Source organism: Rossellomorea sp. DUT-2, from assembly GCF_052665285.1.
In genome coordinates this window covers 517,773-539,990 of the sequence record NZ_JBQPEO010000001.1, presented here as the reverse complement: position 1 = coordinate 539,990, position 22,218 = coordinate 517,773, and the positions used below count along the sequence as shown (strand labels likewise).

General features: G+C 42.9%; 22 protein-coding genes and 1 other annotated feature. All 22 genes read right to left on the bottom strand.

The features are described 5' to 3' along the window. Positions 1-62 precede the first annotated feature (62 nt). Positions 63-686, bottom strand: a complete 624-nt coding sequence (gene pyrE, locus ACOSV2_RS02785; protein WP_428973841.1) for an orotate phosphoribosyltransferase — start codon at positions 684-686, stop codon at positions 63-65. After that, positions 687-1,394: an orotidine-5'-phosphate decarboxylase gene (pyrF, locus tag ACOSV2_RS02780; RefSeq protein ID WP_428973840.1), complete on the bottom strand. Its 708-nt coding sequence runs from the start codon at positions 1,392-1,394 to the stop codon at positions 687-689. Next, on the bottom strand, positions 1,366-2,307 hold the full coding sequence (locus ACOSV2_RS02775; RefSeq protein ID WP_428973839.1) for a dihydroorotate dehydrogenase: 942 nt from the start codon (positions 2,305-2,307) through the stop codon (positions 1,366-1,368). The genes pyrF and ACOSV2_RS02775 overlap by 29 nt, the downstream gene beginning before the upstream one ends. Next, positions 2,304-3,077 carry a dihydroorotate dehydrogenase electron transfer subunit gene (locus ACOSV2_RS02770; protein ID WP_428973838.1) on the bottom strand — a complete coding sequence of 258 codons (774 nt, stop codon included), beginning with the start codon at positions 3,075-3,077 and terminating at the stop codon, positions 2,304-2,306. The genes ACOSV2_RS02775 and ACOSV2_RS02770 overlap by 4 nt, the downstream gene beginning before the upstream one ends. Then, positions 3,074-6,286 carry a carbamoyl-phosphate synthase large subunit gene (carB, locus tag ACOSV2_RS02765; RefSeq protein ID WP_428973837.1) on the bottom strand — a complete coding sequence of 1,071 codons (3,213 nt, stop codon included), beginning with the start codon at positions 6,284-6,286 and terminating at the stop codon, positions 3,074-3,076. Before carB ends, ACOSV2_RS02770 begins: the two co-directional genes overlap by 4 nt. Beyond that, complete coding sequence (locus ACOSV2_RS02760; RefSeq protein WP_428973836.1) at positions 6,279-7,370, bottom strand: carbamoyl phosphate synthase small subunit; 1,092 nt, start codon at positions 7,368-7,370, stop codon at positions 6,279-6,281. The genes carB and ACOSV2_RS02760 overlap by 8 nt, the downstream gene beginning before the upstream one ends. Beyond that, positions 7,367-8,653, bottom strand: a complete 1,287-nt coding sequence (locus ACOSV2_RS02755; RefSeq protein ID WP_428973835.1) for a dihydroorotase — start codon at positions 8,651-8,653, stop codon at positions 7,367-7,369. The genes ACOSV2_RS02760 and ACOSV2_RS02755 overlap by 4 nt, the downstream gene beginning before the upstream one ends. Positions 8,654-8,669: 16 nt before the next feature. After that, positions 8,670-9,548 (bottom strand): aspartate carbamoyltransferase catalytic subunit, encoded by an 879-nt coding sequence (locus ACOSV2_RS02750; protein ID WP_428974270.1) that lies wholly within the window; start codon positions 9,546-9,548, stop codon positions 8,670-8,672. 162 nt (positions 9,549-9,710) lie between these two features. Continuing rightward, on the bottom strand, positions 9,711-11,039 hold the full coding sequence (locus ACOSV2_RS02745; protein ID WP_428973834.1) for a uracil-xanthine permease family protein: 1,329 nt from the start codon (positions 11,037-11,039) through the stop codon (positions 9,711-9,713). A 147-nt stretch (positions 11,040-11,186) separates the two neighbouring features. Continuing rightward, a complete protein-coding gene (gene pyrR / locus ACOSV2_RS02740; protein ID WP_428973833.1) occupies positions 11,187-11,732 on the bottom strand; it encodes a bifunctional pyr operon transcriptional regulator/uracil phosphoribosyltransferase PyrR in 546 nt (181 codons plus the stop codon). A gap of 187 nt (positions 11,733-11,919) precedes the next feature. Continuing rightward, complete coding sequence (locus ACOSV2_RS02735) at positions 11,920-12,831, bottom strand: RluA family pseudouridine synthase (protein WP_428973832.1); 912 nt, start codon at positions 12,829-12,831, stop codon at positions 11,920-11,922. Continuing rightward, positions 12,779-13,297, bottom strand: a complete 519-nt coding sequence (lspA, locus tag ACOSV2_RS02730; RefSeq protein WP_148968679.1) for a signal peptidase II — start codon at positions 13,295-13,297, stop codon at positions 12,779-12,781. The genes ACOSV2_RS02735 and lspA overlap by 53 nt, the downstream gene beginning before the upstream one ends. A 108-nt stretch (positions 13,298-13,405) precedes the next feature. Continuing rightward, complete coding sequence (locus tag ACOSV2_RS02725; protein ID WP_324748037.1) at positions 13,406-13,687, bottom strand: hypothetical protein; 282 nt, start codon at positions 13,685-13,687, stop codon at positions 13,406-13,408. A 132-nt stretch (positions 13,688-13,819) separates the two neighbouring features. After that, complete coding sequence (gene ileS / locus ACOSV2_RS02720) at positions 13,820-16,591, bottom strand: isoleucine--tRNA ligase (protein WP_428973831.1); 2,772 nt, start codon at positions 16,589-16,591, stop codon at positions 13,820-13,822. 105 nt (positions 16,592-16,696) lie between these two features. Then, positions 16,697-16,934: a binding site (T-box leader), on the bottom strand. A 50-nt stretch (positions 16,935-16,984) separates the two neighbouring features. Beyond that, the gene (locus ACOSV2_RS02715) at positions 16,985-17,500 is read right to left on the bottom strand and encodes a DivIVA domain-containing protein (RefSeq protein WP_113968286.1); all 516 of its coding nucleotides are present in this window, start codon (positions 17,498-17,500) and stop codon (positions 16,985-16,987) included. 89 nt (positions 17,501-17,589) lie between these two features. Next, positions 17,590-18,360, bottom strand: a complete 771-nt coding sequence (locus ACOSV2_RS02710; RefSeq protein WP_428973830.1) for a YlmH family RNA-binding protein — start codon at positions 18,358-18,360, stop codon at positions 17,590-17,592. A gap of 97 nt (positions 18,361-18,457) precedes the next feature. Further along, positions 18,458-18,721: a YggT family protein gene (locus ACOSV2_RS02705; RefSeq protein WP_428973829.1), complete on the bottom strand. Its 264-nt coding sequence runs from the start codon at positions 18,719-18,721 to the stop codon at positions 18,458-18,460. Between the two features lie 8 nt (positions 18,722-18,729). Beyond that, complete coding sequence (locus ACOSV2_RS02700) at positions 18,730-19,173, bottom strand: cell division protein SepF (protein ID WP_113968289.1); 444 nt, start codon at positions 19,171-19,173, stop codon at positions 18,730-18,732. Positions 19,174-19,189: 16 nt separating this feature from the next. Then, a complete protein-coding gene (locus ACOSV2_RS02695) occupies positions 19,190-19,864 on the bottom strand; it encodes a YggS family pyridoxal phosphate-dependent enzyme (RefSeq protein WP_428973828.1) in 675 nt (224 codons plus the stop codon). Next, entirely contained in the window at positions 19,851-20,687 is an 837-nt protein-coding gene (pgeF, locus tag ACOSV2_RS02690; RefSeq protein WP_428973827.1) for a peptidoglycan editing factor PgeF, read from the bottom strand. The genes ACOSV2_RS02695 and pgeF overlap by 14 nt, the downstream gene beginning before the upstream one ends. 50 nt (positions 20,688-20,737) lie before the next feature. Continuing rightward, positions 20,738-21,025, bottom strand: a complete 288-nt coding sequence (locus tag ACOSV2_RS02685) for a YlmC/YmxH family sporulation protein (protein WP_428973826.1) — start codon at positions 21,023-21,025, stop codon at positions 20,738-20,740. 318 nt (positions 21,026-21,343) lie between these two features. Continuing rightward, positions 21,344-22,120, bottom strand: a complete 777-nt coding sequence (gene sigG / locus ACOSV2_RS02680; protein ID WP_113968293.1) for an RNA polymerase sporulation sigma factor SigG — start codon at positions 22,118-22,120, stop codon at positions 21,344-21,346. Between the last annotated feature and the right edge of the window lie 98 nt (positions 22,121-22,218).

The window sequence follows — 22,218 nt, the reverse complement described above, 5'->3', positions numbered from 1 at the left end:
AGTGCTTTTGTTTTACCCCAATAAAAAACGAAAAGCAACTCACTAAAGAGTTGCTTTCGACCTTAACTGCCCCATTTCTCCGGATTTTCACTCCAAAGCTTCAATTGTTCCAGTTCTTCTTCCCGAATGATCGAGTTTTGAAGCGCTACATCCAATAAGCTTGAGTAATCGGATAGAGCATACGCCTTAATATCGTGTTCTTGCAGCATGCTTTTCCCTTTTTCTAACTCGTAGGTGAAAATGGCAGCCACCCCTAATACGTCACAGCCCGCTTCTCTTAAGGCTTTTACAGCCGTGATACAGCTGCCTCCTGTCGAGATGAGGTCTTCAACCACGACCACCTTTTGACCAGGAGCAGCTTTCCCCTCAATCTGCTTTCCTTTTCCGTGAGCTTTTGCTTTCGAGCGAACATAACACATGGGCAAGTTTAGTTTTTCACTTACCCATGCAGCATGGGGAATTCCGGCTGTTGCCGTTCCTGCAATGACTTCCACATCCGGGAACTGCTCTTTAATAATCTCAACAAGACCCGTAGAGATTTCGTCCCGTACTACAGGGTAAGATAACGTCAGTCGATTATCACAATAGATCGGGGACTTGATTCCGGATGACCATGTAAAAGGCTCCGTCGGGTTTAAAAATACGGCTTCGATGTCTAATAGTTTTTTGGCGATTTCCTGTTTCATTCAGAGTCCCTCCCATTCATGTACGATTCGTTCATATGCTTCAACCGGGTTACTTGCTCCAGTAATACTTCTTCCCACGACAATATAGGAAGACCCCATTTCTTTTGCCATACGTGGTGTGGTGACTCTTTTTTGGTCTCCTTTTTGATCATCTGCCAACCTGATTCCCGGAGTGACCCGAATAAAATCTACACCACAATGTTCTTTTATCAGAGAGGATTCGTGGGGAGAACATACCACTCCATCAAGACCCGCCACTTTTGCCAGTTTGGCATAATGTAAGACAGACTCATTGATCGTTTTAGGTATTAGTTGCTCTTCCTGCATTTGTTCTTCCGTTGTTGATGTTAACTGAGTGACGGCAATCAATTTCGAGCGTGAATGATTAGCAGGTGTGCCGGCATGTAAACCTTCTAAAGCCTTTTCCATCATCATACCGCCACCTGCAGCATGCACATTGATCAGGTCCAGGTCGAAACCGGCAAGGCCCTTCATAGCACCGTAAACTGTATTGGGAATGTCATGTAGCTTTAAGTCCATGAATATACGATGATTTTTATTTAAAATCTTTTCAATGATGACCGGTCCATTTTGAAGGTATAGCTCCATACCGACTTTTACATTTAAACTCTCTGAAAATTGATCTAAGAAGATTGATGTCTTCTCCCACGTTGGGAAATCAAGAGCTATAAACGGCTTTTGATTCATGCTTCCCCCAGCTCCTTCCGGTCAATTGGGATATATGGTCCACTCCCAGTTCATCAAGTATTGGTGGTAAATCATTTATAATACGCTGACACACGAATGGATCCACGAAATTTGCTGTCCCGACGGCGATGGCACTAGCCCCTGCGTAAAAATATTCAATCACATCTTCAGCAGTTTGTATGCCTCCCATTCCGATAATCGGAAGATCCACCTGTTGACTTACTTCATAAATCATGCGGATCGCGACCGGTTTAATGGCTGGTCCGGATAGTCCCCCGGTTTTATTTGCCAGGATCGGTTTTCCAGTCTTCCTATCCAGTCTCATCCCGAGGAGTGTATTGATCATCGTAAGACCGTCTGCTCCCCCTGCTTCAACAGCTTTAGCCATTTCGACAATATTGGAGACATTCGGTGATAACTTTACATAAAGTGGGACCTGCGAGACTTCTTTTACTCTCTCGGTCAATTCTTTTGCCACTTCGGGAATGGTACCAAAGGCTATCCCCCCTGTCTTTACATTTGGACAGGAGATATTCAACTCTAGGGCCTTAACATTTTCTGCCGTCGAGATGACTCTTGCCACCTCCACATAATCCTCCATCTGAGACCCCGCCACATTCGCGATGATCGGTACATCGTACTGGGAAAGCCAAGGAAGTTCGTTTTCCATTACACCTGTGAGTCCGGGATTTTGTAACCCGATCGCGTTCAGCATACCTGCATTCGTTTCTGCAACCCGGGGAGTCGGATTTCCAAAGCGCGCTTCTTCCGTAGTCGCTTTGATCATAATCGCCCCTAGCTCGCTTAAATCATAGAACTGACTGTATTCGCGACCAAAGCCAAAGCAGCCTGATGCTGGCATGACCGGGTTTTTTAATGATAATCCGGGTAATTCGATTTGTAATGATTTCATAAAAGCACCACCCCTACTGGAAATACAGGTCCGTCACTGCAAACCTTAACGTAGCTTGACCCTTGTGGATCATCCTGTTTGTGACAAACACAAGCGAAGCAAGCACCAATTCCGCATCCCATGCGCTCTTCTAAAGAAATGAATCCGCGTCTGTCACCCAATTGGGATTGAAGTGCTTTCAGCATCGGTGTAGGGCCACAGGAGTAGAACACATCAAAATCCGGAGTTTCATTATGAATGACATCTGTTACAAACCCGGAAGTGCCAAGGGTTCCATCCACTGTGGCTACAGAGGTTTCCCCCAATTCTTTGAACTTGTTCACATAAAAGCTCACGGATTCAGTTTGAAAACCAAGGATGTGTTTCACTTTCCAACCATTTTCGACCAGCTTTTTAGAAAGACCGTAGAGGGGAGGAACTCCAATTCCTCCACCTACTAATAGAGCGGTCCTACTGTCACTTTCCATTGAGAATCCATTTCCAAGAGGCCCTAATACATCTATTATTTCACTATTTTTCGTTTGTGAAAGAATTGTCGTCCCTTTTCCTTCAGCTCGGTAGATCAATGTCATCGTGCGATCTTCGTGATTATGGGAGGCGATGGAAATCGGCCTCCTCAGTAAAGGGTCGATCCCCGTCCCTACTTTGACATGGACAAATTGTCCTGGAGCTTTGATTTCTCTTACCAATTCCCCTTGTAGAACTAATTCAAAGATGTTTTCAGCTATTCTTTCATGAGAAAGGACCACCATCTTTTCATTTACGATCATTGAAAAACCGCCTCTTTCGTTTTCGACTGTGATGGGAGCGCATCTGCTGAGAATGTCATCGATTCAATCACTCTCAGGATGGCTTCTGCTGTGTCCAGGGAGGTAAGACATGGGATACCGTTCTCCACGGATTCCCTGCGAATTCTGAATCCGTCCCGGGCAGGTTGTTTTCCTTTTGTCAAGGTATTGATGACCAGCTGTGTTTCTCCACTTTGGATGATATCCAACAGGGTTGGTCCGCTGGATCCGATCTTATCCACTTCGCGTACGGCAATATTGGCTTTTGCCAAATGCTCGGCCGTACCTTTTGTTGCAAGGATTTGGTACCCGATATCGATAAAGCGTTGCGCCAGGAGAACCGCTTCGTCTTTGTCTTTATCTGCTACGGTCATGAGTACAGATCCATATTCTTTCATTTGCATTCCTGCTGCAACCATTCCTTTGTAGAGGGCTTTCTCAAGTGTTAGGTCTTTCCCCATCACTTCACCTGTTGATTTCATTTCAGGCCCTAAAGTGATGTCCACCCGTCTCAACTTGGCAAAGGAGAACACAGGAACCTTCACATATACACCATGTTTTTCAGGTATTAATCCTGATTCATATCCTTGATCCTTCAGGGATATCCCAAGGATGGACTTGGTTGCAATATTCGCCATCGGTACATTCGTGATTTTACTGATGAATGGCACTGTACGGCTGGAGCGTGGATTCACTTCCAGAACAAATACTTCGCCTTTCGAGATGACATACTGGATATTCAATAACCCAACAATTTTTAGGCCTTTTGCGAGTCGAGTCGTGTAATCGACAATGGTTTGTTTCTGTTCCCGCGTCAATTGTTGGGGAGGATACACCGCGATGGAATCTCCGGAGTGAACTCCAGCCCGTTCGATATGCTCCATGATTCCAGGGACGACTACGTCTATTCCGTCAGAAATGGCATCAACTTCAATTTCTTTTCCGATCAGGTAACGGTCGATTAAAACCGGATGCTGTGGATTCACTTTCACTGCATTCTCCATGTATTGAAGAAGTTCTTCTTCCCGATACACTATTTCCATCGCTCTTCCACCAAGGACATATGACGGTCTTACCAGAACCGGGTAACCGATGCTTTCAGCAATGGAAATGGCTCCTTCTACAGATACCGCTGTTTTCCCTTCAGGTTGAGGAATGCCCAGTTCATTCAAGGTGTGTTCGAATTTATCCCGGTTTTCTGCTCGATCTAAATCTTCAAGGGATGTACCGAGAATTTTGACTCCTCTTCTCACCAGCTCATCTGCCAGATTGATCGCGGTTTGACCACCAAACTGCACGACAACTCCCTTAGGCTTTTCAAGATCGATGATATGCATCACATCTTCTACCGTAAGAGGTTCAAAGTATAATTTATCCGAGATACTGAAGTCAGTCGAAACCGTTTCTGGATTGTTATTTACGATGATCGCTTCATAACCCGCTTCTTTAATGGCCCAGACAGAGTGAACGGTCGCGTAATCAAATTCAACTCCCTGACCGATCCTGATCGGTCCTGACCCAAGAACGATGACACTCTCCCTTGATGTGACCTTGGATTCATTCTCATCCTCATAGGTTCCATAGAAGTAAGGAGTTTCTGATTCAAATTCAGCCGCACATGTATCTACCATTTTATAGACAGGTGTTAATTCATTTTCTTTTCTCCAGCTATACAATTCTGCTTCTGTACTATTCCATAGCTTCGCAAGGGTGATGTCTGAGAAGCCCATTCGCTTTGCTTTTTGACCCAGCTCAAGATTGAAGGGATGTAAGGTTAATTCCTTTTCGAATTTTACGATTCTATTCATTTTATACAGGAAGAAAAGATCGATTTTGCTCCAATCATGAATGGTTTCAATCGTCACTCCTCTACGAAGTGCTTCCCCGATATAGAAGAGTCGTTCGTCTCCTGCTTTGCGGATCCGCTTCTCGATCCACTGGTCTGTAAATTGTTCAGCATCACTTAACTCCATATGATACGTATTGCTTTCGAGGGAACGTATCGCTTTAAGAAGTGACTCTTCGAACGTTCGGCCAATCGCCATGACTTCACCGGTTGCTTTCATTTGCGTACCGAGGTTACGCTTGGCAGCTTCAAATTTATCAAACGGCCATCTTGGGATTTTTGTCACCACATAGTCCAGTGCAGGTTCGAATGCTGCATATGTCTTACCTGTTACAGGATTCATCATTTCATCCAGGGTCAGTCCTACCGCAATTTTTGCTGCAAGCTTCGCAATTGGGTATCCCGTTGCTTTTGATGCAAGTGCTGAGGAACGGCTCACCCTTGGATTCACTTCGATGATGTAATACTGGAAGCTGTCCGGATCAAGGGCGAGCTGGACGTTACAGCCCCCTTCAATCCCTAATGCCCGGATGATCTTTAAGCTTGTATTACGGAGCATTTGATACTCCCGGTCACTTAGGGTTTGACTTGGAGCTACGACGATTGAATCCCCCGTATGGATTCCCACGGGATCGATGTTCTCCATATTACACACTACGATGGAGTTATCGGCTGCATCTCTCATAACCTCGTATTCTATCTCTTTAAAACCTGCGATACTTTTTTCCAGTAGACATTGAGTTACCGGGCTGTACTTTAGGCCTGAGGTTACAATTTCGATTAATTCTTCTTCATTGTGACAGATCCCTCCTCCGGTTCCGCCCAGTGTGTAGGCAGGTCTTACGATTACTGGAAAACCGACGCTTTCTACGAAATGAAACGCTTCATCCACCGTTCGGATGATTTCACTCTCTGGAACCGGTTCTCCGAGTTCATTCATCAAATTTCTAAATAAGTCACGATCTTCTGCCTTCTCGATCGCAGAAAGCTTCGTTCCGAGAATCTCCACTCCACATTCTTCTAGAACTCCTGAATTAGCAAGTTCAACAGCCAGATTCAATCCCGTTTGCCCACCTAATGTAGGAAGTAGGGCATCCGGACGTTCCTTACGAATGATTCTACTGACAAACTCCAGTGTCAGTGGTTCGATATACACTTTATCAGCCATTTCAGCGTCGGTCATGATTGTAGCTGGGTTTGAATTTACGAGGATGACACGGTAGCCTTCTTCTCTTAAGGCGATACACGCTTGAGTTCCTGCATAGTCGAATTCTGCCGCTTGTCCTATGATGATGGGTCCGCTTCCGATAACTAAGATGCTTTTGATGTCTGTACGCTTAGGCATGTTGAAGCTCCTTTCTTTTCTCTTCTTTCATTAGTTGTAAGAAATCATCGAATAAGTAATTTGAATCCTCCGGTCCGGGAGATGCTTCCGGGTGATACTGAACCGTGAAGGCCGGGAAGTCTAAATGCTTTAATCCTTCTACTGTCCCATCATTGATGGCCATGTGAGTAACTTGAAGTCTTGTTCCTGACAATGACTTTTCATCTACAGCATAGCCGTGGTTCTGGGAGGTCAGTGCTACTTTTCCAGTTTTCAAGTCTTTTACTGGATGGTTGCCTCCTCTGTGACCAAATTTCATTTTGAAGGAGTCCCCTCCACACGCGAGAGCAAATAATTGATGCCCTAAACAAATTCCGAAGAGTGGAATTTCTCCCAGGAGCTCTTTAATCGTTTCTATCGCTTCCGGTACATCTTTCGGATCCCCCGGCCCATTTGAGAGCATGATCCCGTCAGGCTGCAAGCGACGAACCTCTTCCGCTGATGTATGGTAAGGAACCACAATCACGTCACAATCACGCTTGTTTAATTCTCTCAGGATTCCGTGCTTCATCCCAAAATCCATTAACACGACACGATAGCCTCTTCCCGGACTGGCATATGCTGTTTTGGTGGAAACCTGCATGACTTGATCTGTTCTTAGAGAGGTGTCATGCAATTTTTCAAGCATTTCTTTTGAATCCAACTCGGCTGAACAAATGATGCCTTTCATTGCTCCATGCTGTCTGATGATCCTTGTTAACTTTCTGGTATCGATATCCGAAATTCCTGGAATACCTTTTATTTTTAATAATTCATCCAATGTTGATTCATTTCTCCAGTTAGAAGGAAAGTCCGCAACCTCTCTCACAATGAACGCTTTGATTGCTGGTGTGATGGACTCGAAATCGTCGCGGTTGATTCCATAGTTCCCCACGAGAGGATAGGTTAAAGTGACAAGCTGTCCACAGTATGATGGGTCGGATAGAATTTCCTGATATCCTGTCATACTTGTGTTGAAAACCACTTCTCCAATCGTTTCTTTGTTCGCTCCAAAGCCTTCTCCTACGAATACCGTTCCATCGTCTAAAATGAGTTGTCTTTTCATTGTTTGTTTCCTCCTTCATTCCATACAAGAGATCCCTGATAAAAAGTAGCTTTCGGAAAGCCTTTGCACTCCCATTCTTTAAATGGAGTGTTTTTTCCTTTTGATAAAAATCCAGCTGGGTCAATCACTTTTTTTTCATTTAAATCTATAAGCGTAAAATCAGCTTCTCCTCCTACTTCTAGTAGTCCAAACGGAAGATTAAAGGCTGTGCTTGGTTTAATCGTCATCCAATCAACTAGCCGCTTTAGTGTGAAAATTCCCTTTTCTACAAAGTGTGTGTAGAGTAATGGAAAGGCTGTTTCCAATCCAACAATTCCGAAAGGAGCGAGCTGCATCCCTTCTGATTTCTCTGCTTCAGTATGAGGTGCATGATCCGTCGCGATAAAGTCGATGGTGCCATCCAGCAATCCTTCTATTAACGCTTGTTGATCTTCTTTGCTTCTAAGAGGCGGGTTCATTTTGAAATTCGGATCAAGTCCCGGAATATCATCTTCGCATAGGAGAAGATGGTGTGGTGTTACTTCAGCTGTCACTTTGATCCCGGCCTTTTTAGCATCGCGGACCACTCTTACCGACTCTTTTGTTGAGATATGACATACGTGATAATGTACGCCTGCTGCTTCTGCCAACAGCACATCCCGGGATATATGTACGGCTTCACAGATGGAAGGTATTCCATTCAGGTTATGCTCTTTAGAGAATGATCCATCATGGACCGCTCCTCCATAAATCAAGGTATTCTCTTCACAGTGGGCCACTATGGATGCATTGATGCCGGCTGCCTTCTTCATGGCTTCAAACATCATCCCTGCCGATTGCACCCCTACCCCGTCATCTGTGAATGCAAATGCCCCATTTTCCTTTAAGGAAGGTAAGTCATTTAGCGTTTTCCCCATTTGTCTCTCTGTGATGGCGGCATACGGTAAAACGCGGACACTGGCTGTTTCAGAGATCTTCTGGTTAAGGGCTTGCAGATTTTCTACTGAGTCAGGTACGGGTCTTGTATTAGGCATTGCAGCGATGGTCGTGAAACCACCCTTCGCAGCAGCTTTTGTGCCCGTTTCGATCGTTTCTTTGTGTTCGCCCCCCGGTTCCCTTAAATGGACATGAAGATCAACAAATCCTGGGGAAATCAATAATCCATCTGCTTGAAATTCCTGGTGGTCGGTACGTTTGAGGTCATTTCCCATCTCGATGATTTTCTGATTCTCCACCTTCACATCCACTATCTCAAGATCACCATTCTTTGCTAGAATACGTGCATTTCGGATTAACCAATTCATTTCAAATTCCCCCTAGTTAGTTGATTTCAAGTGCTCTCTTTAAAACAGCCATTCTGATGAATACTCCATTTTCCATCTGCTTAAAGATTCTTGATTGATCACATTCCACCAATGAATCTGCCATTTCAACTCCACGATTGACCGGTGCAGGATGAAGGATGATACCGGTTGGTTTCATTCGTGCTTTTCGACTTTCCGTCAAGCCAAAGCTTTCATGATATTCCTCTTTCGTTAAGCTTGATGTACTATCGTGTCGTTCATGTTGAATTCTCAGTAACATGACCACATCGGAATCTGATATACATTCATCTATCGGCCTATATTGATGTCGATCCTTTGATGGGAACCATTCCTTTGGTCCAGAGAACATCACTTCTGCTCCCAGCTTTGTTAACGCTTCTGCATTGGATCTTGCCACCCGGCTATGGGCGATGTCTCCAATGATCGATACCTTCAGTCCTTCAAACCCTCCAAATTCCTGACGAATGGTCAGCAGGTCCAAAAGGCATTGGGTAGGATGATTACCACATCCATCGCCTCCGTTGATGACACTTATGTTAAGTGACGCCAGTTCATCGAAATACCGTTCAAGGGAGTGCCGGATGACTACGGTTTCGACCCCGATGCTTTCTAATGTTTTCACCGTGTCATATAGGCTTTCTCCCTTTTGTACACTTGAAGTCTGTGCTTCAAATGGAATGACCTCAAGCCCAAGTTTCCTTTCCGCCATTTCAAAACTGCACTTCGTCCGTGTACTTGCCTCGAAGAAAAGATTGGCGACATATTTATTGGAGCCTTCCTTCCACGTTTCTCCCCCTTTAAAGCGTTCAGCTGTATCTAATATTTCAATGATCTCCTCTTTCGATAAATCATTCATTGTCAACAAGTTCTTCATCATGGGACAACCCTTTCTCCTCTTCTTTCAAAAAAACACCCTGCCAACTTTCTGACAGGGTGTTTTTGAACATACCAACAGGGACAGTGCGAAAATTTCCACGTGCCTGTCTTGTTCAAATTCACCCTTCTTAGACTCTCTGGACCATGTTAAAAGGTGCTTCTATGCAACATCATGCTTAGCATTTTCTTCTTCGAATAAGTTGTTTTCCCCTTCGCTTTCTTCTCTTCCTGGTAGGACAAGGTTAAGGAGTACTCCGACAATCGCTGCAAGAGCCATTCCGGATAAGGATACCTGCTCATTGACCTTCACGAATGCCCCTCCTACCCCGATTACCAGGATCACTGAGGAAATCACCAGGTTCCGCTTGTTTCCTAAGTCTACTTTATTATCAATCAGCATGCGCAGGCCGCTAGAGGCGATGATTCCGAACAGAAGGATGGACACCCCACCCATGACGGCTGATGGAATCGACCCGATCAAGGCTGTTATCTTCCCGATAAACCCGAACATGATGGCAAGAACCGCGGCTCCTCCTATGACGAAAACACTGAACACTCGTGTTATGGCTAATACTCCAATGTTTTCACCATACGTCGTATTAGGTGGTCCACCGAGGAAGGATGCAATCACAGTTGCTACCCCATCCCCAAGAATCGAGCGGTGAAGACCTGGTTTTTCAATGAAGTTTCGTCCTACCACTTTACTTAGAACCATCTGGTCTCCTGTATGCTCTGCCAAGGTTACGAGGGCAACAGGTACCATGATGGACACGATTTCCCAAGAGAAGCTTGGCGTGTAGTCAACGAATGGGATAAAGAAGTCCGGCATTTGAAGAAGGGGAGCATCCAACACTTGTTGAAAGTTCACTAATCCCGCAAAAGCCGCTATGGTATACCCACCAACGATTCCGGCTAAAATCGGCACCATTCCGAGAAAGCCTTTAAAGTATATCGAGCAGATCACGGTAATGCCCAGAGTGGCAAGGGCCACCATGAAGTGTGTGTTGCTGTAAACCAATTCTTCTGCCCCGGGATTTTCATACATGGCCATATTAACAGCCGTTCCTGCCAGTCCTAATCCAATAACCATAATCACAGGTCCTACAACGATCGGCGGAAGAATCCGCACAAGCCATTTCAGCCCCAGCTTTGAAATGAGCAATGCTACAATTCCATAAACGATCCCGGCGAGGAAGCTTCCCATCATGGCCGCCTCAGGACCTCCAAAGCTCTTTGCAGCTAGGATAGGTGCGATGAATGCGAAGGATGATCCTAAATATGCAGGGATTCTTCCTCTTGTGATCAATAGGTAAGCAAGTGTTCCTAATCCACTTGAGACAAGGGCAACCCCAGGGCTTAACCCTACCAGGAATGGAACTAATACCGTAGCCCCAAACATGGCGAATAGATGCTGTATACTCAATGTGATCCATTTTCCTAACTTCGGTACTTCTTCTACATCTAACACAACTTGATGATTTTGATTCATTTATGTTTCCTCCTCTAATACCCAAATTTCCCCATAAAAAACCCTCTTTGTCCTAAAGAGGGCACAAAGAGGGTACAAGAAGGCCTATTACTACCTTCATTCCCATCCTTTGTCAGCCTCACGGGACCACTCTTAAAAGGACTTACGTTATTCTTTTTCGTGAATTGCAACGATGTCTTCCTGATCGACCTCTGTTAAGGCAACCATGATTTTTTCGGAGCTTGACGTAGGAATATTTTTTCCTACAAAGTCTGCCCTTATCGGTAATTCTCTATGTCCCCGGTCAACCAGGACTGCAAGTTGAATTTGACTTGGTCGTCCAAGATCCATTAATGCGTCCAAGCCTGCCCGGACCGTTCTTCCTGTAAATAATACATCGTCTACCAGGATGACTTTCTTGTTGGTAATATCAACAGGCAGGTCAGAACCTTTTACCTCTGGTTCATGATCTTCTGTTTTCTTTGTTAAGTCATCTCGGTATAGGGTGATGTCTATTTCCCCTACGGGAACCTTTTCGCCTTCGATATCATGAATTCGCTCCGCTAATCGGTTAGCGATGTATATACCTCTAGTTTTGATTCCGACAAGAACACAGTCTTCAATTCCTTTGTTGCGCTCAATGATCTCATGAGCTATCCTTGTCAGTGCTCTTCGAATGGCGGGTTGATCCAATACCGTTGCTTTCTTTGTCACTTTCGCCACCTCGTTTCTTTAAAATAAAAAATCCCTCTCACCGTAGGGATGAGAGGGTACACTTATCGTTGTAATCTGATTGCACGCCAAAACGATTTGGTCGTACATGCTCCTTCTCAGCCTCACGGGACCGTATTAAAGGTTACTTATTCAATTAACTAAATCATAAAGGTCGAGTCGGAATTTGTCAACGATTATTTTCAAGATGCTTCACAAGTTTAGTGAAATCTGGAGGTAACTCCGCGGTGAATTCTATATATTCTTCTGTTCTGGGATGGACAAAACCTAACACTCCAGCATGAAGGGCCTGTCCTTCTATGCTCAATGTCTTACGTGGTCCATACTTTGGATCCCCGGCAAGCGGGAAGCCGATATACTTCATGTGCACACGGATTTGATGCGTTCGACCCGTCTCCAATTCACATTCGACCAATGTGAAATCTTTATAGCGATCCAGCACTCTGAAATGTGTCACCGCTTGTTTGCCATTATCCACTACAGCCATACTTTGGCGATCTTTAGGGTCTCTTCCGATCGGAGCATCAATGGTGCCGTATTCGTGGGGAATCAAGCCATGTACAATGGCTGTATATTTTCTTGTAACTGACTTTTCAACAAGCTGATTTACCAAATGCTCGTGAGCCATGTCATTTTTCGCCACCATCAATAAGCCGGAAGTGTCCTTATCTATACGGTGGACGATCCCCGGTCTTAGAACTCCATTAATGCCTGACAGATCCTTACAATGATACATCAAACCATTCACCATTGTCCCTGAATAATGCCCAGGTGCAGGGTGAACGACCATACCCTTTGGCTTGTTTACAACGATGACATCCCCATCTTCATAGGAAATGTCAAGATTGAGGTCTTCCGGCTCTACATCCAACTCTTCGGGTTCCGGGATCGAAACCTCGATTAACGCATCCGCTGGACATTTAAAATTAGGTTTGACTGCCTCACCATTCACTTTGACATGACCTTCTTTTATCCATTGTTGAACCTGTGAACGGGACCATTCCTTGTTCAACTGACTTACGACTTTATCAATTCGTTCTCCCTGGTCTTCCTGCTGTATGTTGTGCTGAATTACTTCCATTTTTGTTCTCCTTCTTTGCTTTTCGTTCGTCTAAATACATGTAAATTAGTAACAATGCTACTCCAATGGTTAATGCTGCATCGGCAATATTAAAGATCGGAAAATCATAGGAAAAGATGTATGTATTTAAGAAATCAACCACTTCTTTTCGAAAGACACGGTCAATAAAGTTTCCAATAGCTCCACCAAGCATAAAGGCTAAACTTAGACTGAATAAAGAATGCCCTTTTGCATGGACTTGCATATAATACACGATACCTACAATCACTACTACTGTAATAATGTAAAAAAACCACATTTGCCCTTGAAGTATTCCCCATGCTGCACCTTGATTTCGATGAGAAGTAAGATATAAAAAATTGTCTATGATCTTTATACTTTCTCCTTCTGTCATTCGTTTCACAACCAACCATTTTGTTAATTGATCGAGTCCAATCACAACCAAAGCCAATAAATAATAAAACACAAAGGCAACCTCCGAACATCGTAAAATGATTACCTTTGCATTTTAGCATAAAAGGGGAAATAAAGACACTTAAACTAAATGGGAACGATGAAACCCGCGCTTAAGTTCTCAGGAATAAGATGAGATCTTTCCAAATCGTCTCCATTCCAATGCACCATGAAGCGTTGTGCAGGTCGGGTTCATCTTTATGAAATCAAAGGGGATTTCTTCTCCGCTCATTTCACAATAGCCGTATTGATTATCTCTAACACGATTTAGGGCTTGTTTCACTTCGGTAATTTCATCATCAATATACTGCTGAATTAAAGGATGTTGAGATCGACTTGCCTCCAGCTCTTGCAAGGATGTTGTCAGCTCTTGAACAATGGATGTGTATCGGTCATATGTCATCTTTGATCCCTCCATTTATAGTATGGGGGAAACACACCTGAAAATTGTGTTGCAAGATATAGCAATTTTGGAATTAGAAAAGGACAAATAAAAAAGGCTGACTCACATAAAATGCGGGTCAGCCTTTCGTTATTATGCCAGGTGAGAATAGCTTTCTTTCACTACTGATGCACAACGTGTGCAAAGCGTAGGATGATCCTTATCCTCGCCTACTGTGGATGTGACAACCCAACAACGGTCACATGTTTCACCCTCAGCTTTTTCGACGACAATATTGTTTTCACCAAGACTTAATGCATGTTCTGGTGCCGCGTTCACTGCTCCACCGATTTCAAAGGCGGACACGATGAACAATTGTTTTAAGTCTTCCTTAATGGAAGCGAGTAAAGCTTTCGTTTCATCATTCACGTACAGGGTCACTTTAGCCGTTAATGATTTCCCGATCATCTTCTGATTACGAGCTTCTTCGAGACCCTTTAATACATCATCTCTTAACTCCAGGAATGCATTCCATTTCTTCTTCAACTCATCAGCATTTCTTAACTCTTGCACTTCAGGCATATCAGTCAGTTGGACACTTTCTCCCTCTACTCCAGGGATATACGCCCACACTTCATCAGCTGTATGAGAAAGGATCGGAGACATCAGTTTCGTAAGAGCAACCAGGGATTCATATAACACAGTTTGAATGGCTCGACGTTCGAAATGATTTTCTGACTCGATATATAGAACATCCTTCGCAAAGTCTAGATAGAATGAACTTAAATCCAACGTACAGAAATTATTCACTGCGTGATAGATGCTTGCAAACTCATATTTGTCGTATGAATTTCTCACATTTTTCACAAGATCATTCAACTTCACAAGCATGAATTGATCCACTTCTCTTAATTGATCGAAGGATACCGCATCGGTACTTGGATCAAAGTCAGAAAGGTTTCCTAATAAGAAACGGTACGTATTACGGATTTTACGATACACTTCAGCCACTTGCTTCAAGATTGGATCTGATACCCGAACATCTGATTGATAATCAACCGATGCAACCCAAAGGCGAAGGATATCGGCTCCAAGCTGCTTCATCACTTTTTCAGGAACAACTACGTTCCCTAATGATTTACTCATTTTTCTTCCGTCACCATCAAGAGCAAATCCATGACTTAACACGCCTTTATATGGAGCTTTACCCGTCACTGCTACACTTGTAGTCAAGGAAGAGTTAAACCATCCGCGATATTGGTCAGAGCCCTCTAAATAAAGGTCTGCAGGACGCTTGAGGTCATCTCTTTCTTCAAGTACCGCTTGATGTGAAGATCCTGAGTCAAACCAGACATCCATGATATCCTGTTCTTTCGTGAACTTCCCATTAGGGCTTCCTTCATGGGTGAACCCTTCAGGTAGAAGATCCTTCGCTTCTTTTTCAAACCAGATGTTTGAACCGTGTTCACGGAAAAGCTTTGATACATGCTCAATGGTTTCATCTGAAATGATCTCTTGGCCATTTTCCGCATAGAATACCGGGATTGGAACCCCCCATGCACGTTGTCTTGAAATACACCAGTCTCCACGGTCTCTGACCATATTGTAAAGGCGTGTTTCCCCCCAAGCAGGTACCCATTTCGTTTCATTAACGGCTTCCAGCAGTTCTTTACGGAATTTATCGATTGACGCAAACCATTGTGCAGTAGCTCTAAAGATAACAGGCTTTTTCGTACGCCAATCATGTGGATAGGAGTGAGTGATAAAGTTAAGCTTTAACAATGCTCCTGTTTCCTGTAGCTTTTCGGTAATCGGCTTATTGGCTTTATCATAGAACAAGCCTTCAAATCCTGGCGCTTCTGAGGTCATGACTCCTTTATCGTCTACCGGACATAACACATCCAAGCCATATTTCTTTCCTACCAGAAAGTCATCTTCCCCGTGTCCTGGGGCGGTATGAACACATCCAGTACCAGAATCAGTCGTAACATGGTCCCCAAGTACAACTAGGGAATCCCGATCATATAATGGATGTTTTGCCACCATATGTTCAAGCTCCGCACCTTTAAGCTTTTTGGATACTGAGTAATCTTCCCATTCCAGATTCTTCGCAACTTCTTCCAATAAATCCTCTGCCACTACATAGCTGCTTTCTTTCACATTTACAACGACATAGCTTAGATCTTCATGCACGGCAATTCCCAGGTTGGCAGGAATCGTCCAAGGAGTTGTCGTCCAGATGACTAATTGAGTCCCTTCTTCAAGAACACCCTTACCTTCTGTAACGGCGAAACCAACGTAGATGGAAGGAGAGCGCTTATCCTGATACTCGATCTCTGCTTCTGCTAAGGCTGATTCACTTGAAGGGGACCAGTACACTGGCTTTTTACCTTTATAGATATAGCCTTTCTTCGCCATATCACCGAATACTTTAATCTGTTGAGCTTCGTACTCAGGCTTTAAAGTAATATATGGATTATCCCAATCACCACGTACCCCTAATTGTTTGAACTGAGTGCGTTGGTTATCAACTTGCTCATAAGCATATTCCTCACACAATTTACGGAACTCTGCGATAGTCATTTCTTTACGCTTCACGCCTTTATTCGTTAACGCCTGCTCAATCGGTAAACCATGAGTGTCCCAGCCTGGAACATAGGGTGCATGAAATCCGCTCATGGATTTATAGCGGACGATAAAGTCTTTAAGAATTTTATTTAATGCATGACCCATATGAATATTTCCATTGGCGTATGGAGGTCCATCGTGAAGAACAAATAAAGGACGATCACTCGTTCTCTCTTGCACTTTTTGGTAAATATTCATGTCTTCCCATTTCTTCTGTGTATCCGGTTCGCGTTTCGGTAAATTTCCTCTCATTGGAAATTCCGTCTTGGGCATCAATAATGTATCTTTATACTCCATGAAATCTTCCTCCTAAACGTTTCTCTTAATTGCCATCTTTTCTAAATCCCGCGATTCTTAATCAGGCCATTCCAACTGGAAACAAAAAAAGCTTCCTCATCCCTGGAAAGGGACGAGAAAGCTTTTCCCGCGGTACCACCCTCATAAAGATCTAAATCGATCTTCACTCGTTTTGATTCGTAACGTGAACAAGACGCTATTCATTACTCTCCAGAAGTGAATTTCATGAGTAGAGCTCGAGGGTGATCTTCCGTACCTTTGTTCCTTGTCGGGCTTACACCGTCCCCGACTCGCTAGAAAGGAAATATCATAAGAAACGTACTGTCCCTGTCTTAGCCTTCAATATGGCAATTTAGATTGTTGTTCAATTATATGAAAGTATTGCGCTTTTCGTCAAGACAATGTCTCTTCTTCTTTTAAAGTTTTTAAATCTGTTGCGTCCAGATCTAATTCCATTAATTGATCCCAGTCATTTGTATCCAGTAAATCAAGCTGGGCTTCGATTAACATTTTGAAACGAGTTCGGAACACCTTTGACTGCTTCTTGAGTTCTTCAATCTCGATGGCAATCTTACGGGCTTTAGATAAAGATTCGTTAACGATGCGATCCGCATTCTTCTCGGCTTCCTTAATGATCAGCTTCGATTCTTTCATTGCATTGCGCTTAACTTCTTCCCCTGCTTCTTGAGCAATGACGATTGACTTGTTTAACGTTTCCTCGATGTTTGTAAAATGACCTAAACGTTCATTCAAGGAGTTTAAACGTTCTTCCGTTTCCTTCTTCTCGCGGATAAGAATTTCATAATCCTTAATAATTTGATCTAAAAATTCATTAACCTCGTCCTCATCATAACCACGAAAGCCACGACTAAATTCTTTATTATGTATGTCTAATGGCGTTAAAGGCATGGGAGCCACCTCCAGTACTTGGTGAATTACATATTTATTATAACTAAAATTTCGACAGTATGTGGGAGAATTCCTTTAATTTTCTTAAATTATTTCAGTACTCCAACAGAAATTCGCCATTTATCCCGTTTCGTTCTTCCTTCAATTGACATTAACTTACTTCTTCCATACCCTCTTGCTGAAATTACATCCCCGGCTTCTACTTCAAACGAGGCATTTTCGACCGTCTTCCAATTGACTTTTACATGATTGCTTTTGATCAATGTTTGAGCTTTTTGGCGGGAATCATTATAGATTGCTGCGAGAACGACATCTAACCGCAGTGAGCTTATAGTAGTCACTTTTTCCATCCATTCTTCCTTACTCTCGATTCGATCCTTCATTGGAATATCCCTCATGGAAATCTTCGCTTTTCCTATTTGTGTGAGTTCCATCCGGACGTATTCAGAAATCTCATCTGCGAGCATGAGTTGAATGGTATCGTCCTCAGATAAAATATCCCCGAATTTTTCCCGTTTCAACCCTAATGACATGAGAGTCCCTAATACCTGTCTATGCTCTATTGTAACAAACTTGGACGGATACTGTATTTCAAATAACTTAATACCAAAATCTTCTTCCTCAGGCTGATAATAAGAGGGATACAATAAAGCTCTTTTCCGTTCCGTATTTTCCGGAAAGAAGGTAAGGATGATTTCATCGTTATTCCCAATGACGGACTCGACAATATGCTGCTGCCTTGGGTCCAAAAAGTCCGTTCGTTTCGCCGCATATTGGTTTTCCACTGCCAGTTTCCACTCCAGTACAGCATCCACAAACTCTTTCTCATCCGGCCTGAAATGTTGATAAATTGAAGACACATGCTCACCTCCTATGTGATTTACCCAAAATAAAAGAACTGAAACTGTTCAATCCGGTTTCAGTTCTTTAAAGGATATTTGATCGCATACTGGCCGATTAAATCAGCCATCTAAATAATTGGTATAAACCAGATTGTGCCAGGCTCAAAACAATGAATGCCACGATTGGTGAAATATCAATCATCCCGATCGATGGAACAAAACGTCTGAACGGTTCTAAATACGGTTCGCAAATTCTTGCAAGGAACTGTCCAATAGACGTCTCCCTTGCATTTGGAAACCAGGACATTAATATATAAATGATTAAAGCCCAGGAGTATATTCGAATAAGGTTGTATAAAATCTCATAAAGCAACACCATAATTTACATTACCACCTCGAATCTGATAGATCTTCTTCTTTTAAGAATTCAGAGATATTCCCACTCACTTCCACATTATCAGGCGTACAAAGAAAAATATTATCTCCAACACGCTGAATGTCGCCGCCAATTGCGTACACAGTTCCACTTAAAAAGTCGACAATGCGTTTCGCTTGATCATGTTGAATCCGCTGTAAGTTTACCAGGACAGAGCGTCTATTCTTTAAGTGATCAGCAATCTCTTGAGCTTCTGCGTATACTCTCGGCTCAACCAGAATCATCTTGGAAGACTTTTGAACACTTTGAAGACTTACAACATTTTGTTTCGAATTTGAAAGCTGCGACTTCATGGGCTTTTTCTCCTCGTATTCTTCTTCAAACTTTTCTTCTTCATAATCATATTCATCTTCATCCAGCAAAAAGAACGTTTTAAACTTTGACTTGATACCCATTTGTATTCATCCCCTCTCAGTCATTTCCAACTAATGCAGTTCCAATACGAATAAACGTCGCTCCCTCTTCGATTGCAATCATGTAATCATTGCTCATCCCCATGGATAATTCTGTACAAGGTGCGTAAGGAAGGTTTAATGCGTTGATTTCTTCCTGGATTGTTTTCAACTGTCTAAAACAAGTCCTTAAGAATGGTTCATCGTCCGTATGTGGAGCCATCGTCATTAATCCTACGACTTTAATATTTGCGAAGTCTTTTAGACTCCCGATAAAATGTTTTACTTCTTGAGGAGATAACCCATGTTTAGAATCTTCTCCTGAAACATTCACTTGAACAAAACAAGACACAGGCTTGTCCGCTCTTTTATGAATTTCTTTGGCTAATGACAGACGATCCAGAGAATGTATGTATGATACTTTATCAATGATGTGTTTTACTTTTCTAGTTTGCAGAGATCCGATAAAATGCCACTGGGGTTTGTCCTGTAGAACATCCCATTTGGATAGCAGTCCTTCGTCACGGTTCTCACCTAAGTGTATGAGACCGGCTTTAACCGCTTCTTCGGCTCTCTCAATTGAAACGTATTTAGTGACCGCTACAACATGAACGTCTTCAGGGTTTCTTCCACTGCTTTCACATGCATTTTCAATATTTTTCCGGATGATTTTAAATTTTTCAGATACCTTCATCTTTTTTCTCCTTCCAGCCAATAAAGCTCATGATTCTTCCTGTATTCCCACCATCTCTTCTGTAGGAGAAAAAATCATTGTGACAGGATGAACAATAACTAGAAGTGTGGATTTGTTCGGCATTTAAACCAGTTTGCACTAAAAGCTGTTCATTCAGCTTCTTTAGATCGAGGTAATATTGTCCCTCTTCCTTTAAATTATAGGGTAAGTTGTTTTCATCTTCTAGTGTTTTTTTCACTTTATCGATCACGTAGTCATCAACTACATAGCAATTCTTACATATGGATGGCCCGATCACAACCTCCAGGGAAGACATGGAGGCACCTTTCTCCATATATGCATCGACCATTTTGGGCCCTATTTGTGAAACAGTTCCTTTCCATCCGGCATGTGCCAATCCGATTGTACCCGAATCTTTGTCCAGGAAATAGAGGGGAACACAATCCGCATAGCACATCGTTAAAAGAATATTTTCATCTCCTGTAATAAAACCATCGGTATCCTTGATGCTGGTGTGATAGTGCTCTGAACCTTTTCCCTTGTCTACTTCTCCTACTTTATGAATGTTGTTTCCATGGGTTTGTTCAGCAGCTGCCCACGATTCAACAGGCATCATTAAACTGGAAGCAAGTAATTGACGATTACGAACCACTGAAGATTCATCGTCTCCCACGTGCAATCCCATATTTAGAGATTGAAATGGTCCTGTACTGACACCACCCCATCTGGTCGTGATCCCTGCAACTAGCCCAGGATTATCTTTCGTCCATGAATTTATTGAATAATAAGATTCTGTTTCTCTATTAAAAGGCTCCTTAGACACGTTGAATCTCCTTCGTTTTTATTAAGTGTACCATAGTCTCCGAAGATTCGTCATGTATCGGGGGCTTGTTTCGGTTCCTGCAGTTGACCTTGAATATAATGACTTTCTTTATATCTGACCAGAATAACATCTTCCCCTATTTTCACAATACTGCTCCAAGGAATCACAATATCTTCATCTTTTCCGAAGAAACCCAGTATCTTCCCTCCACTTCCAATGACAATGGCCTCAATTCTTCCAGTATCCAGGTTAATTTCTATATCCCCTATATTCCCTAATTTCCGTCCGTCGGATATACTCACGACATCTTTCACCTGAAATTCAGATATACGCACCATCTGATTTCACCCTCTCTTCTTGTTGTTTCTCCTTGTGTACTATCCATTCAAAGACTGTTCATTCACCCAATTCAAGTAGTTATTACTAGTGTATGCAACAAAAAAAAAAGGCAGACCTACCTGAAGGAGATCTGCCTTTCTTTTCTGACATGTAGCGATGGCTAATAGAGCCTCTTCCGCTTTTCAATTGTCCAGCTCCAGCTGCAGGGCTTAGAGGCTCGAGGTCACAATATGAAAACCCCATAAGGCAAAATGCGCCTTTTGGGGTTTCCCTATTGTGCTTGTCGGGGCTGAACGAGCCGCCTCCGCTTTTCTTTCTTATTGAATATTTTTGTTCATTTGTTTGATTGCTGCTTTTTCGAGTCTTGATACTTGTGCTTGTGAGATGCCGATCTCGTCAGCCACTTCCATTTGTGTCTTCCCTTGAAAGAAGCGTTTGCTGATAATCAATTTTTCACGATCATTTAATCGTCTCATTCCTTCTTGAAGAGCAATTTCTTCAATCCAATGGAAATCGCGATTCTTTTCGTCGCTTAGTTGATCCATTACAAATATTGGGTCTCCCCCATCATTATAAATGGGTTCAAACAAAGAGACGGGATCTTGTATGGCATCCAATGCAAATACGATTTCCTCGTGGGATACATCAAGAACTTTGGCAATTTCTTCTGCAGTCGGTTCCTTGGATGTTTCCCCCATTAATTTCTCTCTAACTTGTAAAGCCTTGTACGCAATATCTCGTAGTGATCGGGATACTCTTATTGGATTATTGTCTCTTAAATATCGACGGATCTCCCCGATGATCATCGGAACCGCGTATGTAGAGAATCGAACGTTTTGACCTAAATCAAAATTATCGATGGATTTCATTAATCCGATACACCCTACTTGAAATAAATCATCAACATACTCACCACGGTTATTAAAGCGTTGAATTACACTTAAGACGAGGCGCAAATTCCCATTTACAAGTTTTTCTCTTGCGGTAATGTCGCCCGCTTGCATTTGCTTGAATAGTACTCTCATTTCATCATTTTTGAGAACTGGTAATTTGGAAGTATCTACACCACAAATCTCGACTTTATTACGTGTCATTCTTTCCCCTCCTTGTAGGAGCTGCTGTACAAAATTCAGTATTTCCTTGAAGAGGAAAAATATGCATTTCATTCTGGCAAGCAATGGTTCATACCCTC